General features: G+C 57.5%; 14 protein-coding genes. 4 read left to right on the top strand and 10 right to left on the bottom strand.

The features are described 5' to 3' along the window. Positions 1-61: 61 nt before the first annotated feature. Genes R5H23_RS06620 through R5H23_RS06610 form a run of 3 tightly spaced genes read right to left on the bottom strand, consistent with a single transcriptional unit; the run spans position 62 to position 2,631 of the window. Positions 62-628 (bottom strand): hypothetical protein, encoded by a 567-nt coding sequence (locus R5H23_RS06620; RefSeq protein WP_046899733.1) that lies wholly within the window; start codon positions 626-628, stop codon positions 62-64. Positions 629-632: 4 nt separating this feature from the next. Continuing rightward, entirely contained in the window at positions 633-1,565 is a 933-nt protein-coding gene (gene mreC / locus R5H23_RS06615; protein WP_046899734.1) for a rod shape-determining protein MreC, read from the bottom strand. 16 nt (positions 1,566-1,581) lie between these two features. Then, complete coding sequence (locus R5H23_RS06610) at positions 1,582-2,631, bottom strand: rod shape-determining protein (RefSeq protein ID WP_007283695.1); 1,050 nt, start codon at positions 2,629-2,631, stop codon at positions 1,582-1,584. Between the two features lie 304 nt (positions 2,632-2,935). Between R5H23_RS06610 and R5H23_RS06605 the strand changes: the two genes are divergently transcribed. Together R5H23_RS06605 and R5H23_RS06600 are read left to right on the top strand one after the other, a co-directional pair. Continuing rightward, positions 2,936-3,193, top strand: coding sequence for a hypothetical protein (locus R5H23_RS06605; RefSeq protein WP_046899876.1), 258 nt, complete (start codon positions 2,936-2,938; stop codon positions 3,191-3,193). Between the two features lie 45 nt (positions 3,194-3,238). After that, a complete protein-coding gene (locus R5H23_RS06600) occupies positions 3,239-3,703 on the top strand; it encodes a hypothetical protein (protein ID WP_046899735.1) in 465 nt (154 codons plus the stop codon). Between the two features lie 19 nt (positions 3,704-3,722). Here the strand turns inward: R5H23_RS06600 and R5H23_RS06595 are convergent, their stop codons facing one another. The 3 genes from R5H23_RS06595 to R5H23_RS06585 form a co-directional block, all read right to left on the bottom strand. After that, the gene (locus tag R5H23_RS06595; protein WP_211507404.1) at positions 3,723-4,490 is read right to left on the bottom strand and encodes a sulfite exporter TauE/SafE family protein; all 768 of its coding nucleotides are present in this window, start codon (positions 4,488-4,490) and stop codon (positions 3,723-3,725) included. Positions 4,491-4,604: 114 nt separating this feature from the next. After that, positions 4,605-6,173, bottom strand: coding sequence for a 2-isopropylmalate synthase (locus R5H23_RS06590; RefSeq protein ID WP_046899736.1), 1,569 nt, complete (start codon positions 6,171-6,173; stop codon positions 4,605-4,607). A 205-nt stretch (positions 6,174-6,378) separates the two neighbouring features. Further along, on the bottom strand, positions 6,379-7,224 hold the full coding sequence (locus tag R5H23_RS06585) for an N-acetylmuramoyl-L-alanine amidase (protein WP_317215085.1): 846 nt from the start codon (positions 7,222-7,224) through the stop codon (positions 6,379-6,381). Between the two features lie 544 nt (positions 7,225-7,768). On the opposite strand from R5H23_RS06585, the gene R5H23_RS06580 reads away from it, so the two are divergent. After that, positions 7,769-10,531 (top strand): Rne/Rng family ribonuclease, encoded by a 2,763-nt coding sequence (locus R5H23_RS06580; RefSeq protein WP_317214874.1) that lies wholly within the window; start codon positions 7,769-7,771, stop codon positions 10,529-10,531. Positions 10,532-10,597: 66 nt separating this feature from the next. Here R5H23_RS06580 and R5H23_RS06575 read toward each other — a convergent pair whose 3' ends face one another. The 4 genes from R5H23_RS06575 to xseA all read right to left on the bottom strand — a co-directional run bounded on the left by R5H23_RS06575 (position 10,598) and on the right by xseA (position 13,910). Beyond that, positions 10,598-11,449 (bottom strand): NmrA family NAD(P)-binding protein, encoded by an 852-nt coding sequence (locus tag R5H23_RS06575; protein WP_317215083.1) that lies wholly within the window; start codon positions 11,447-11,449, stop codon positions 10,598-10,600. Between the two features lie 115 nt (positions 11,450-11,564). Further along, the gene (locus R5H23_RS06570; protein WP_317214873.1) at positions 11,565-11,918 is read right to left on the bottom strand and encodes a zinc ribbon domain-containing protein YjdM; all 354 of its coding nucleotides are present in this window, start codon (positions 11,916-11,918) and stop codon (positions 11,565-11,567) included. An 84-nt stretch (positions 11,919-12,002) separates the two neighbouring features. Next, positions 12,003-12,368, bottom strand: a complete 366-nt coding sequence (locus R5H23_RS06565) for a hypothetical protein (RefSeq protein WP_211496566.1) — start codon at positions 12,366-12,368, stop codon at positions 12,003-12,005. A gap of 45 nt (positions 12,369-12,413) precedes the next feature. Then, entirely contained in the window at positions 12,414-13,910 is a 1,497-nt protein-coding gene (gene xseA / locus R5H23_RS06560; RefSeq protein ID WP_317214872.1) for an exodeoxyribonuclease VII large subunit, read from the bottom strand. Between the two features lie 77 nt (positions 13,911-13,987). Between xseA and purD the strand changes: the two genes are divergently transcribed. Next, the gene (purD, locus tag R5H23_RS06555; RefSeq protein WP_317214871.1) at positions 13,988-15,217 is read left to right on the top strand and encodes a phosphoribosylamine--glycine ligase; all 1,230 of its coding nucleotides are present in this window, start codon (positions 13,988-13,990) and stop codon (positions 15,215-15,217) included. The last annotated feature ends 1 nt before the right edge of the window (position 15,218 follow it).

The raw sequence follows: 15,218 nt of genomic DNA, 5'->3' as shown, positions 1-15,218 counted from the left end.
TCAGGCGTTCAAGTCCGGAAAAGAAAGCGGCGATTTGCGCGGAGAGCGCGAAAATGCGCCGTCAGGCCTGATCGGGATTAGCAAACGTGCGGCGGCCCCAGACAAACAGCGCAGTAAGACTGGGATAGATACCGATTGTAAGCGCAGCCTGAAAGAGGCCTGGTGCGGGCGATAATAGCGCAAATGCATGCAGACAGACGAGAGCCCACTGAAAAAAGGATGCCAGCGCCGCCAGAAAGCTGAAAATCAGCCAGCAGGCTACGAATCCCAGGCGGGACAACCCATAGCGCCAGTGATGGGCCACTCCGTAAATCACGAGCAGTGACAGAAGGATGGCACCCGGCGGACCAAAACTGAACAGTTCCAGAACGAGGCCGCACACAAAGACGGCCAGGGCCGGCATGGAACGTGGGCGACTAAAGGCCCAGAACCAGACTGTACACATGGCGATGCCAAACTGAAGCTCTGCCTGCCCGGGAATTCCAAAAGGCGCAGACAACAGAACCGCAACCAGAATGATGAACAGCGACGGCATGGCTGCACGAACAAACATGTCCAACCGGCGGCGCAGTGTCTGTTTTGGCTCAACAGCAGAATGCAAATGGGGGGTAGAGTTTTCGGCAACCATCCGATTATTGCCCTCCCTTCCCCAAAGGTTCAGACATTCCCGGCAATTTGGGAAACGACAATCCGCCCGGCAACGCAGGTTCTGAAGGAGGACGCCGGATCTTGACGCGCCCTGGCGCATCAGGGGCTTGGCCGCCATCGTCACCGTAGTCAAAGACGCGCACGATATCCAGACGGCGCAAGTCAGCGTCCGGCATTACAACCGGCCGGTTGGGAGCGAGGTAATGAACCGTTCCAATCGGAAGGCCTGCAGGCATTGCGCTCTGCCCGCGCGTCTCCACACGTTCCCCTTCAATGGGATGGTGGTCCTGCGGGTAATAAATCAGTCGGGGTGTATCTGTGTCATCCCCGGCCATAATGGCATCTCCATGAGATGCCGCCAGCGTGACAGGAATTCGGCTGGCATCATCATTGATGAGCAGAACACGAACGGTGTGAGGTCCAACCTCTGTGACACGCCCTAACAGCCCAGACGAATCCAACGCCACATCGCCCATATGAACCTGATGCCCGCTGCCAACGTCCAACAGAACAGCGCGTGAGTAAGGCCCACCATCATCACGCGTAACGCGGCCGGTCACATACTGGGGGATACTTTCCGGAATCCAGTGAAGGCTATTCTTCAGGCGGCCATTTTCGGCTGCCAGAGCCACAGCCACATCATACCAGTGACGCAGAGCACGGTTCTCGTCTCGTAGACGGGAATTCTCCCGTGCAAGATCCGTCGCACCCCGTAGATCCACAAGCCAGTCCCGCAGTTTGGCCTGGGGCAGAACAAGCGCCTGATAAGCAGGCGCCAGAATATCGGTGGCCTGCAGACGTGCCCCATCCACTACTGGCCGCCGAACCAGCCCAAGCAGGACCAGTGCCACTGCGAAGAGGATCAGGATCGGCAGAGTTGCTCGTGCGAACACCTGCCGAGTGTGGATGGAGAACACTGAACTGTGTCCTGGTTCAGTACATGCTGCTCAGAACACTGCGCAGACGGCGCATTTCTTCGAGCGCACGCCCCGTTCCCAGCGCCACACACGACAGCGCATTCTCAGCCACGGTCACAGGAAGCCCCGTGTAGAGACGTAGAACCTCATCGAGGCGGTACAGGAGCGCACCACCACCGGAAAGGACAATCCCCTTGTCCACGATATCAGCAGCCAGTTCAGGTGGCGTATTTTCCAGTGCTGTCGTCACGGCATCCACGATCTGCATGACCGGCTCTGCGAGACTTTCGGCAATCTGGGCCTGGCTGACCATCACTTCACGCGGCACGCCGTTGATCAGGTCCCTGCCTTTGATTTCCGTGATGGGACCATCCGGATTGGATGGATCATCCGGCATCATGGCGGCGCCAAGCTCGATCTTAATACGCTCGGCAGAGCTTTCACCCACGAGAAGATTATAGGTCTTCCGGATGTAGGAGATGATGGCCTCGTCCATCTTGTCTCCACCAACACGGGCAGAACGAGCATAGACAATGCCACCGAGCGAGATCACGGCCACTTCCGTCGTCCCGCCACCGATATCCACGATCATGCTGCCAGACGGTTCAGTGACCGGAAGGCCTGCACCGATTGCGGCTGCCATCGGCTCTTCGATCAGCATGACCTTGCGGGCACCCGCGCTCTCGGCACTTTCCTGAATGGCCCGACGTTCAACAGCCGTTGCACCGGAAGGAACGCAGATGATGATCTGCGGACTCGCGAAAGCCCGCCGGTTATGCACTTTACGAATGAAGTGCTTGATCATTTCTTCCGCGACTTCGAAGTCCGCAATGACGCCGTCCCGCAGCGGACGGATGGCGGTGATGTTGCCAGGCGTACGCCCGACCATCTGCTTGGCTTCGTTACCAACAGCCAGAACCTGCTTTTTGCCGCGCACTTCAGCGATGGCAACCACAGACGGCTCATCGAGCACGATGCCGCGGCCTTTAACGTAAACGAGCGTGTTGGCAGTGCCGAGGTCGATCGCCATGTCAGCAGACATGAGACCCAGCAGACGAGAAAACATCCAAAACTCCTGGCGCGGCTCTGTGCGGCAGACAGATTATATATCGTAAAGTGGGGCGGGCTCCCCGCGGGTGGACTTAACGATGCAAAGGCCGTTCAGCAAGGGTAACAGTTCGGATAATGTCATTCATGACGAACAACTTTTCATCACGCGACATCAGGACATGGAAAAAAATCTTTCCTCGCCTCAATCCTGCCACCCTTCAGTCACGTTCTCCACGTTACCACTACATGGTCTTATCCGACATTCCTTTCTGAAAGATGACTGGAGTTCGGAGAAACCAAACAGAACAGGACATAAAAACATGAACATCACCAAGACTCCTCGCCTGATCGCCGTCCTGACTCTTTGTGGCGCTGCCCTTGCTGGTTGCGGCAGCCCGTACGACAGTGGCGCCCGCGCAGGCTCTGGCGCACTTGTAGGCGCAGGCGCCGGTGCAGCTATTGGTGCACTTGCTGGCGGTGGACGTGGCGCGGCTATCGGCGCACTTGCAGGTGGTGGTACAGGCGCTGCTGTTGGTGCGGCGACCACGCCAAGCCAGCGTTCACGGAACGGTTACTGAGACTGACACCGGGCTTGGCGACCATGAACTCTAAGGATTTGTGACATGAGGTCCGTTATCGACCGCTCTGCTGTTCGGGGCGTGGCCCTGATTGGAGCTTTTGCGACCGTTCTTTCCCTCGGCGGTTGCCAGGGAAATTATGACCCAGGATCCCGTGCGCTCGGCGGTGGTCTCCTGGGTGGTGGTGCAGGCGCAGCCATCGGCGCACTTGCTGGCGGTGGTCGCGGTGCAGCGATTGGTGCACTTGCCGGTGGCGCCCTCGGCGCGACGACCGGTGCTGTTACCGCCCCTAATCGCCCGAGCTACCAGCAGGGTGGGTACCAGAATGGTTACCCCCAGCAGGGTGGCTACCCTCAGGGGTATCAGCAGCAGAACGGTCAGTACCCGACCTATCCGCAGCAGCAACAGCAGTATCAGTGCCCACCCAACACGAACTGCCAGAACCCGTACCCTCAGCAGCAGGGCTATAACAACGGCGGCTACCCTCAGCAGAGCAATTACGGCTACTGAGTTTCACGGTTTCCGGATGTTAAATCATCCGGAAACCAATAACAGCGAGCAGAATGCCCAGAACCCACCGCTGGGTGTCTTCGTGCAATTTGCCCGCACATAACGTTCCCAAAATAATTCCCGGGATGGATCCCATCAGCAACGCGAGAAGCACGGCAGTATCAACCGCCCCCTCCAGCCAGTGACCTCCCCCTGCAATCAGGGTCAATGGCACTGCGTGGGCGATATCTGTTGCAACGAGTGTTCGTGTTGTCAGACGCGGATACAGCATCGTCAGAGCAGCCATGCCGACAGCCCCAGCGCCCACTGACGACAGCGTCACCAGCGTTCCCAACAAAATACCAAGCAAAACGGTTAAAACGGTTTCCGCTGTATTGCTCAGAGGCTTACGCCCTTCAGCCCATGTTCTGAGCCTCGGCTTCAGCAAAATTGCCGGTGCCGTCAGAAGCAGAGCTACACCGAGAACAACTTGAATCAGACGCGAGGCAGCATCTGACATACCTGCATGGTGCAGGAAAATCAGGCACAGAAGACCTGCCGGAAGACTCCCCACCATTTGCCAGCCAACAATCTTCCAGTTCACAACGCCCATATGGCGGTTGAGGCCGGTGCCAACAATTTTCGTAACGGCTGCGTAAAGCAAGTCTGTTCCGACGGCTGACTGAGGCTTTGCCCCAAACAGCAGAATCAGCAGCGGCGTCATGAGGGACCCTCCCCCCACTCCGGTCATGCCCACCAGAAAGCCTACAAAAAGACCCGACGCCGTATAAAGCCACGAATGCGGCATAGCTGCCCCTTCCAAATTCAGAAGGAGACAATATCAATCGTGTTATTTTTGTCTAGATCATCAATAAACTATATTAATTAGTTTATTGATGATCTCTCATGGTTCGTTCGAAACTTAGAGTGCTTCAGGCTCAGTCCGCTCGCGCTTGGTGAGCAGCTTATTCAGGGCATGGATATAAGCACGAACAGCAGACACAACCGTATCGGCGTCAGCACCCTGACCGTCTACGAGCTTACCATTTTCCTGCAAACGGACCGTGGTGCGGGCCTGAGCGTCCGTTCCTTCCGTGACGTTTGCCACAGAGAACAGCGCCAGTTCGGCTGAATGAGGGAATGCCTCACCGATGGCACGGAATGCCGCATCAACCGGGCCATTTCCACTGACAGCCGCATACTGGATGGCGCCATCAACGCTGATTTCCAGCTTGACCTGAGACTTCTGCTTGGTGCCGGACGCAACTTCCAGAGAAATCAGATGAACGCGCTCGTGGTCGCGGCTCTCATCATCGACCAGTGCGCAGATATCGTCATCGAACACGACCTTCTTACTGTCAGCCAGATCCTTGAACCGGGCAAAAGCAGCGTTCAGAGCCTCGTCCTCCAGCGGCGGGTAGCCAAGCTGAGCCAGCTTGTCGCGGAATGCCGCACGGCCGGAATGCTTGCCCATCACCAGCGAGCTCTTGTTCCAACCCACGCTTTCCGGCGTCATGATTTCATAAGTGGCAGCGTTCTTCAGAACACCATCCTGATGGATGCCACTTTCATGTGCGAAGGCGTTCCGGCCAACGATGGCCTTGTTCGGCTGCACGTCGAAGCCCGTGATCGTCGCCAGCATCCGGGACATGCCCAGCAGCTTCGGCGTCTCAATGCCTGTCACCTTGCCGTACTGGTCATGACGCGTCCGCAGCGCCATGACGATTTCTTCCAAAGCAGCATTACCAGCACGCTCACCGATGCCATTGATCGTGCATTCGATCTGACGGGCACCGCCTTCGACAGCGGCCAGCGTATTCGCGACACCCAAGCCCAGATCATTGTGGTTATGGGTGGAGAAAATCACCTGATCCGCACCCGGCACACGTTCACGCAGCATATCAAAAATGCGTCGCATTTCTTCGGGCGTTGCAAAGCCTACGGTGTCAGGAATGTTGATGGTGTTCGCACCATTCTTGATGGCAACTTCAACGCAACGGCACAGGAAGTCAGGGTCCGTACGGGAGCCGTCTTCGGCAGACCATTCCACGTCATCCGTGTACTGGCGTGCCTTCTGATTGCCAGACGCAATGATGTCCAGAACCGTTTCCGGCTCCATCCGCAGCTTGTACTTCATGTGCAGCGGAGATGTGGAAATGAAGTTATGAATTCGGGAGCGTTCAGCGCCCTTCAGGGCTTCACCGCAGGATTCAATGTCCCGCTTCCCACCACTACGGGCCAGACCGCAGATCACGGAACCACGGACCTCATCCGCAATGCTGCGCACGCTCTCGAAGTCGTCCTTGGATGCGACCGGAAAGCCTGCCTCAATAACGTCCACGCCCAGAGCGCTCAACGCATGAGCCATGCGGAGCTTCTCTTCGAGGTTCATGGAGAAACCGGGGGACTGTTCACCGTCACGGAGCGTCGTATCGAAAATGATAACGCGGTCGTCGGAAATTGTACCGAAGGACGGGTGTTGGAAAGTCATGTCTTGATCATCTCGCTGGTCAGGAAATTTTCTGGTCTGTCATCCCCTGAACGCAACGGAACGCTGCCCGCCTTGATGTGGCGTTCAGGGGCCGATAAGTCGAAGCGAGAGGATCGAAAGAAATGTCATGGGCACGGAAAATGTCCGATTCTTTCGTCATGCGCAACCCACATGACTAAAAACTCTGTCCTGCGTTCTTTTAAGGTCAACCAGTCATCACACCGGGACGAGTTGAAAAGTACCGATCAACCGCAGTTTTCATGGCGCTGGCAACCTGCGTGCGATGTACAGCCTGCCGTAACGCAGCCTCATCCAGCCGGTTGGACATGAAACCCATCTCCACCAGAACTGACGGTATTTCTGCGGACTTCAACACCACAAAAGCCGCATGACGTGACGGATGCGTCAGCAGTCCTATGCGACTACGAAATGCCCCTACAACACTTGATGCCATGTGCGCAGACCCACGCCGCGTTTCTTCAGAAACCAGGCTGGAAAGGATCTGCTGGACGTCGGGAGACATGCCATGGAATGCAGGGCCGCCAAATCGATCTGCACTATTCTCCCGCTGAGCCAGAGCCGCTGTCTGAGCATCCGACGCTCCGCTGGAAAGCGTATAGACACTCGCCCCGCGAACATCACGATCATGCAGTGCATCGGCGTGCATAGAGATAAAGAGATGTGCCTGGTGTTGCTGGGCCATTTCCACGCGCCCTTCCAGGGGAATGAAATGGTCCTCTGAACGGGTCATAGCCACGCGGTACTGTCCGGACGCCAGAAGCTGGCGCCGCAGTTCTGTCGCCGCAGCTTCGGCAATATGTTTCTCATACGTACCGGAAATACCGATTGCGCCAGGATCTTTCCCGCCGTGTCCGGGGTCCAGCATGACCAGCGGTTTGGGCGGCGGCGCACTTCGGTGAACAGCAGGTGCCTGAAGTGGTTTGGCGGATGGGGAATGAGATGTCGGGTGCTTAGTCCGGGCGATGGCACCCAGGGGAGCCACCGTGGAGAGGCAGGCAAGACCTTCCATTACCATGCGTCGCGTCAGCATCCGTTTACCCTGCGTCTTTTCGATCATCTGGACCTTCAATCATAACAGACACAGGACAATGTCTGAAACAAGGCAAAGCACCTTTTGGAGAGCCGGAAAAAGCCCTGCTTGCCAGCGGCCCTTCTTTAAGTCATCCTGTGCGTCAAGGACCTGAAGAGAGCGGTCCGATCGTTTGTGGGCTTTTATCCTTTTCCCACAACGCTCCCGCCTCGATCGTCCGAGCCGCGACGCCCCATCGTTTGACATGTGCCGGACATTTTCTGCGCCATGTCCTGATCGGGCTGCTCCGGCAGGATTAGTTCAGTCCGGCACAGGCTCACAACCTGACCGGAGTGCGTTTTCATCCGGTACCAGACCACGGGCCGGACGTCTGTCAGGGGTCGAATGTCACGCGACGTGATCACAGCCAGGAGCCTAACCGAAACGGGACCAGATGCGTCCCGCGGTCTGGCATTCCGGCTGATCCGCCCCCTCCACCCCGTACAATCAGGTGTTCCCTCTGGCCCAAAGCGCCACACTGGAGCATCGTGGAGTTCAGTTTTCCATGACCAAGCGTATGCTTATCGACACCACACACGCGGAAGAAACGCGTGTTGTGGTCATGGACGGTGACCGCGTTGAAGATTACGACGTCGAGACATCGTCCAAGAAACAGCTCAAGGGCAACATCTACCTTGCCAAAGTCATCCGTGTTGAGCCGAGCCTTCAGGCCGCTTTCGTAGAATACGGCGGAAACCGTCACGGCTTCCTCGCCTTCAGCGAAATTCACCCGGATTACTTCCAGATCCCCGTTGCAGATCGCGAGAAGCTTCTGGCCATCCAGGAAGAAGAGGTTGCGTCTGAACAGCGCGCCGAACTGCCGGACAGTGAGGAAGAGCCTGCTTCTGAAGAAACGGACGAGAACGACAACCAGGATCGTCGCGCACCGGAGACCGTCGGTGGCGAGCATGACACGGGTGAGGAAAGCGCGGCTTCGCGTCGTACAGCCCGTTTCCTGCGCAACTACAAGATTCAGGAAGTCATTCGCCGCCGTCAGGTCCTGCTCGTTCAGGTCGTGAAGGAAGAGCGTGGCAACAAGGGCGCGGCCCTCACCACCTACGTCTCTCTCGCTGGCCGTTATTGCGTCCTGATGCCGAACGCCCTGCGTGGCGGTGGTGTCTCCCGCAAGATTACGTCTGACACGGACCGCCGCCGTCTGCGCGATATCATTGCAGAGCTGAACCTACCCAAGACGATGGCCATGATCGTCCGGACAGCAGGTGCAGGACGTCCAGGACCGGAAATCATCCGCGACTGTGAATACCTGCTTCAGCTCTGGGATGACATTCGCTCACACGCCCTGTCTTCCGTTGCCCCAACACTAGTTTACGAGGAAGCGAGCCTCATCAAGCGCGCCATTCGCGACCTCTTCTCCAAAGACATCGAAGACATCATGGTCGACGGTGAATCTGCGTGGAGAAGTGCGCGTGAGTTCATGCGCCTGCTGATGCCGCACAACGCTGGCAAGGTGAAGCTCTGGCAGAACCGTGGGCAGAGCCTCTTCGCGCGTTACAACGTCGAAGGGCATCTGGATGCGATGTTCTCCCCGACCGCACGCCTGAAGTCTGGTGGCTATCTGGTCATCAACCAGACAGAAGCGCTTGTCGCCATCGACGTGAACTCCGGCAAATCCACGTCCCAGCGCAACATTGAGGAAACGGCACTCCGCACGAACCTTGAAGCTGCTGAAGAAGTTGCGCGCCAGCTGCGCCTGCGTGATCTGGCCGGCCTTGTCGTCATTGACTTTATCGACATGGAAAGCCGTCGCCATAACGCTCAGGTCGAGAAGCGCCTTAAGGAATCCCTGCGTACTGATCGCGCGCGCATTCAGGTCGGACATATCTCTCATTTCGGCCTGCTCGAAATGTCCCGCCAACGTCTGCGTCCGTCCATCGCTGAATCACTGCTGACGCCTTGCCCGCACTGTCAGGGCACTGGCTTCATTCGCGGTACGGAAAGCTCCGCTCTTCATGTGCTGCGTGCCATCGATGAAGAAGGCACCCGCCAGCGTGCCGCCGAAATCGATGTTCACATCGGATCGGACATTGCCCTCTACATTCTGAACAACAAGCGCGACTGGCTGTCTGACATTGAGCAGCGTCACCGCATGCGCGTAATCTTCCGCACGGAAGAAGATCTGCCGGCAGCAGACATGCGTATCGAGCGTATCCGTCCGCAGACGGCTGCACCGGCACCAGAGCCAGTACCGGCTCAGATTGCTGCGCCTCACAACGTCCGCACGATCGAAATCATTGAGGACGAGGCACCTGTCGTTCCTCAGGCAGCCGCGGTTGAAGCACGGGCTGAGCTGCCTGCCCGGAGTGAAGACGTCGAAGTCAACACGGGTGACGAGGAAGAGGGCAACAACGGTAACCGTCGCCGTCGCCGTCGTCGTCGTCGTGGTCGTCGTGATCAGAACGGCGAGAACGAGACTGTTCAGGGCAATGCTGCCGAACCAAATGGCGAACAGCCTTCCGTCCACCGGTCTGACGATGAAACCGAAGAAGTCGGTCTTATCCCGGGTCGTCGTCGGACGCGCTTCAAGCGTGTTCAGAAGGAAGACGAAGTCGCAGCAGAAGCCCCGGTGCAGGAAAAGGTGTCCGTCCAGGAAGAAGCACCTAAGCCAGCACGCCACGCTCCGGTGCAGCAGCCTTCCCAGCGCCGCCGGGAAGAACGCCAGCCTGTTTCGCGGGGATATGCAGGCCCGACGCCGGCTGATCCGTTCGGTGGAAGCTTCGATATTTTCGATGTGATCGAACAGGCTGAAATGGAGCAGGCTTCCCGCCCGCTTCAGACATCTACAGCAACCCCTGCCCGCCTTTCTGTCGAAAGCGCTCCGGTAGTTGACGTTGCCGAGATCATTGCCGAGCCGATTGCTGCAGAACAGGAAAAGCCAAAGCGCACCAGAGGCCGCCGCAGCACCAAGGCTCTGAAGGCTGAAGCAGTACCGGTAGCGGCAGAAGAAGTCGTCGTGGCTGCTCCGACGGAAGAGGAAGCTCCGGCAAAGCCAAAGCGCCCACGCACCCGTCGCACGACCAAGGCTACAGAAGCCAAGGCAGACGACGTTGTTGTGGAAGCAATGGCTTCGGAGGCCTCAGCTCCTGTCGCTGAGGAAGAGGCAACCGCCAAGCCGAAGCGTGCTCGCGCCCGTCGCGCAACCAAGGCTGTCAAAGCCGACGACGCAGCGGATGATGGAAACACACTACAGCCCATCAACATTGACGAGTTGCCACCGGTGACGCGTCGCATGGGCTGGTGGAAGCGGTAACACCCGCTTCTCACCCCAACAAAAAGCCGACCGGATATTTCCCGGTCGGCTTTTTTTATGCCCGGTTCATGCGTAACGCTTCAGACAAGCTTCAAGGCTTGTGGAGCCCCGCACGAGGGCTGCAGGACGATCATAATGTTGATGAACAAAGAGCCCGGTCATGTTCGCATAAGACTTCGCGGCCTCTTTCGAGAAACCATTTCCGCGATAGGCCTCATACCACCTCTCCTGGGGAATGACCTGCACTTGGACGGCGCGTCCTACCAGTCTGGAAAGGACAGCAGCAACATCTGAAGACGTGTAGCTTTCCGGCCCCTCAATATTGTGGATACCCGTCTCTTCGACGTCAGATATCAGTAACTGACCTGCCAGGCTTCCAACATCTTCTGGCGCAACCATGGGAAACGCCTGTGTCGGCGGCAGAAGTGTCTGTAGCACTCCTGTTGCTTTTGCAGCGCTTATCGCGTCTGCCCAGTTGCTCATGTAATAGGCCGCGCGGACAATACACACCGGAACGTTCAGGGCCTGCGCACCCTGTTCCAGCTCATACAAAACGCCGAGATCGCCACAGTGCTCACCAGGCTGCACGCCATAGGTGGATTGCACGACGACCTTTTCCAGAGCAACGCCCCGCAATGCTTTCAAAATGGAGCACACAGTCTTGCGTTCTTCCACATCCGTATTGCCAGACACTGCCGCAGGGGGATTGAGAACGAACACGCGTTGCGCCCTCTGAAAAAGCGTCCTCAGAGTATCGGTGTCGTTCACATCTACTGCCGCATAATCTACGCCGTCATGGCGTTGTTCAGAGGCCGCAACCACCTGCCGGGTTACTACCGTGACATCATGCCCAGCCGCCAGAACAGTTTGTGCAACAGCGCGGCCGACATGGCCCGTCCCGCCAAGAATGACATACATGCCTGCATCTCCTGTATCATCGAAAGGCATGCCCCCAGAACGGCATCAGCCTTCGCAAAGAGACCTCACGAAGGCTGATGAAAGCACACACGATGTAACTAAATGGCGTAACCCGTTAGGATTTTTTTACGAATTCAGACTTCAGGTTCATTGCGCCAATTCCCGCGATCTTACAGGCAATATTATGCCCGTCCGTCGCATCAACAAGACGAATGTTCTTGACCTTGGTGCCGCTTTTCACAACCAGCGAAGATCCTTTGACCTTCAGGTCCTTCACAACCGTAACGCTGTCACCATCTACAAGAACATTGCCATTGGCATCTTTAATTTCCGCAGATGCGTTGCCAGCGTCGGCCTGACCGCCCTCTTCCGGGTTCCATTCATTGCCGCAGTCCGGACAGACCCACAGGGTCCCATCCGGATAAACATGCTCCGACCCACATTTGGGACATTTCAGCTCATCAGTCATATTAAACCTCACTCTTTCGTGAGATCCACTTTAAAGCACTGAAGATGATAGGGAAATGCGCCAGCTCAATCTGCCCGGAAATTTTTACCGGCAGACGCTCTTGTTGCCGTTTGCCGCAATGAACGTTCCCGTCAAAGGTTCAAAACACGCATTCTGCGGGCAAGACGACGTTGTGGTGGCCAAACCCTGCGCATAAAGCGCTGATCCTGCCAGATTGGCTTCACGCTGCGCTGTCCCGCAAAGCGGCGTATTTGACGCCGCAGACGGGTCATTCAGAAGCACCTTATGACCGTCTGCCGGAGCTTCTTCGGCTAATCCCGGAGCAAAATCCTGCGGAGGAATCTTCTGGGCGGGAGCCTGCACGGCCGCGCTGGAAGATGGGGCGGAAGGCTGCTCCGCACAAGCTGCCAGAAGAGGCAGGACAACAAGGCTCAACCAGAACGAACGCATGTGAACTCCGGATCACAAACCGGGCCACGCCCGGACACTTCACCATTAAAGACCCAGATCGGCCTGGGATGTAAGAAGGGTATCGAGTTTTGCCCCACGTTGGCCGTCAGCGAAAGACAGAACCACACGTCCGTTCAAAGGTTCCGCGTCCGAATGGGTCACGGGACGCCCCTTGCTATCGTGGACGAGCACATATCCTCGACTGAGGATCGCCCTTGGGGAGACCGCTTCCAGATGACTTCCCAACCCATCAAGACGCGCTTTCTGAAGCCTGATAGCGCTATTGAGAGTCTCAGGAGACAGTCTCTGTCGTTCTACCCGAAGGTGAAACCGTTGGGATGCGCGCTGCCATGCCGTGACAAGAGCGGTCTCTGACGCACGAAGAGCGCTCTGTCGCCGTTCGATCATTAAACGCGGTGACGGAAGCTGCTTTGAGGGCGCCGTCAGGGCGGCCCTCGCCCGGCTGACAATCAGTTCCGGCGACGGCAGTTGCCGTACCGGAGCATCCAGACGGCTTCTTGCGCGCATGACAAAGGCTGGAAGAGCAAGATCAAGGCGCTGGCTCCGGTCATCCAAACGCATGCGGGCAGTCTCAAGAAGAGACGGCAGATCTGGCAGTCGCGATGTAGCCTGCTCCAGCCTTGCCCGGGATGTCTGCATGATGCGGCTCAAACCACCTGCGAGACGGGCCGTCCGATGTGCCAGATCCGCGACCAGTTCAGAGCGCAAGGGCACGGCCATTTCTGCCGCAGCCGTTGGTGTGGGTGCACGACGGTCTGAGACAAGATCTATCAATGTCGTGTCTGTCTCGTGTCCGACAGCCGAAATAACCGGGATGGGACAGGCTGCAACGGCACGTAAAACACGCTCATCATTGAAGGCCATAAGATCTTCAAGAGAGCCACCACCACGGGCCACAATCAGAACATCCGGGCGACGAGCCCTGTGTGCCATACCGTCAATGGCCGCAGCGATCTGGGCCGCAGCCCCCTCTCCCTGCACGGCAACAGGCCACAACAACACATCCCGGGGAAAGCGACGCTCGATGGTCGTACGAATATCATGAAGAACCGCCCCGGACCGTGACGTCACAACACCGACCAGCGATGGCAGAAACGGGATGGTTTTTTTGCGATCGGCTTCGAACAGTCCCTCATCAAGCAGTTTGCGACGCAGGCGCTCAATATTGGCGAGCAGAGCTCCCTCGCCTGCGAATTCCATCCGATCAATGATGAGCTGATAGCTGGAGCGCTCGCCGTAGGACGAGACCTTTCCCGTCGCGATGACTTCATTGCCGTTCTCGGGCGCCATACCCAGGCGCGACACCGTTCCACGCCAGATGACGCCGGAGATCTTTCCGCCCTCGTCCTTCAGCGACAGATAAATATGCCCGGACGGGTAACGCTTGAGTTCCGTCACCTCACCACGCACACGAACACGCCCGAATCCGGTCTCAAGCGTGCGCTTGATGGCTCCGGAAATCTCGGAAACTGAATATTGCGGCACATTCCCGCGTGCAGACGCGGCATCACTCTCCATCATGGCGCCAGTCTATGCTACGCACGCCATCAGACGAAGCCCTGATCTCAGGGACCCGCAGATGAAAAAGGGAGAGCGGAATGCGCGTTTTGCTGGTCGGTTCCGGAGGGCGCGAACACGCCCTGGCAACATGTCTGGCGCGCTCGCCCAGTCTTACGGCCCTTTATGCGGCGCCTGGCAATCCCGGCATGACGTCTTTGGCTACCTTGGTTCCCCTCAAGGTTGATGACGTCGCCGGTCTTGTCGCCTTCGCAAAAGAGCAGAAAATTGATCTGATCGTCCCCGGACCTGAAGCCCCTTTGGTCGCAGGCCTTGCTGATGCCTGTGCGGACGCTGGCATTCCATGTGCTGGCCCGACCAGGGCGGCAGCTCTGCTGGAGGGTAGCAAAGCCTTCACCAAAGAAGTGGCAGACGCCGCAGCCATTCCAACTGCAAAATGGGAGCGCTTTGAAGAAGAAGCTCCTGCCCTTGAATTTGTGCGCCGACGCGGCGCACCGATCGTGGTGAAAGCAGATGGACTGGCCGCTGGTAAAGGCGTCGTCGTAGCGCTGAGCGTGGACGAGGCAGAGGATGCCATTCGCAAGCTGGGCATGCCTCTTGTGATTGAAGAATGCCTTGTGGGCGAAGAGGTCTCCCTTTTCGCATTCTGCTCTGACGAAAAAGCGGTTCTGATCGGTGCCGCACGAGACCACAAACGCCTCGGAAACGGCGATACAGGCCCCAATACGGGCGGCATGGGCGCTATTTCTCCGCCGCCAGCTTTTGACCGAGCAGCTCAGGAAAAAGCCCTTGATCTCAGCGTTCGCCCCATGCTGGCAGAAATGGTTCACCGAGGAACACCTTTCCGCGGTGTGATCTTTGCAGGGCTGATGCTGACCAGCGAAGGTCCGAAACTGATTGAATATAACGTCCGGTTCGGGGACCCTGAAGCACAGGCATTGTTGATCCGCCTGAAGTCCGACCTGCTCCCCATTCTTGCAGCGCTTGCTGATGGCAATCTTGAACATGCCGCTGCCGAATTTTCGGATGAGGCTTCCATTTCTCTGGTGCTGGCCGCCAATGGCTATCCGGATGCCCCAAAGAAGGGAGGGCGCATCACAGGTATCGAACGCGCTGAAGCCGTTCCGGGCGTGTCAGTTTTTCATGCAGGCACAAAACTGGTCGATGGAGTGCTTGTCGCGGATGGCGGGCGCGTCCTGACCGTTTGTGCTAAAGCAAGCACCCCGGAAGAGGCACGCCGCCTTGCCTATGAGGGTGCCTCAGCCATTCAATGGGAAGACAAGATCTTCCGGACCGATATCGGCCTCTAGA

It is taken from the genome of Gluconobacter sp. GP1, from assembly GCF_032913585.1.
GTDB lineage: Bacteria > Pseudomonadota > Alphaproteobacteria > Acetobacterales > Acetobacteraceae > Gluconobacter > Gluconobacter cerinus.
The sequence above is the reverse complement of the archived record's forward strand: the minus strand, read 5'-3'. Positions and strand labels throughout refer to the sequence as shown.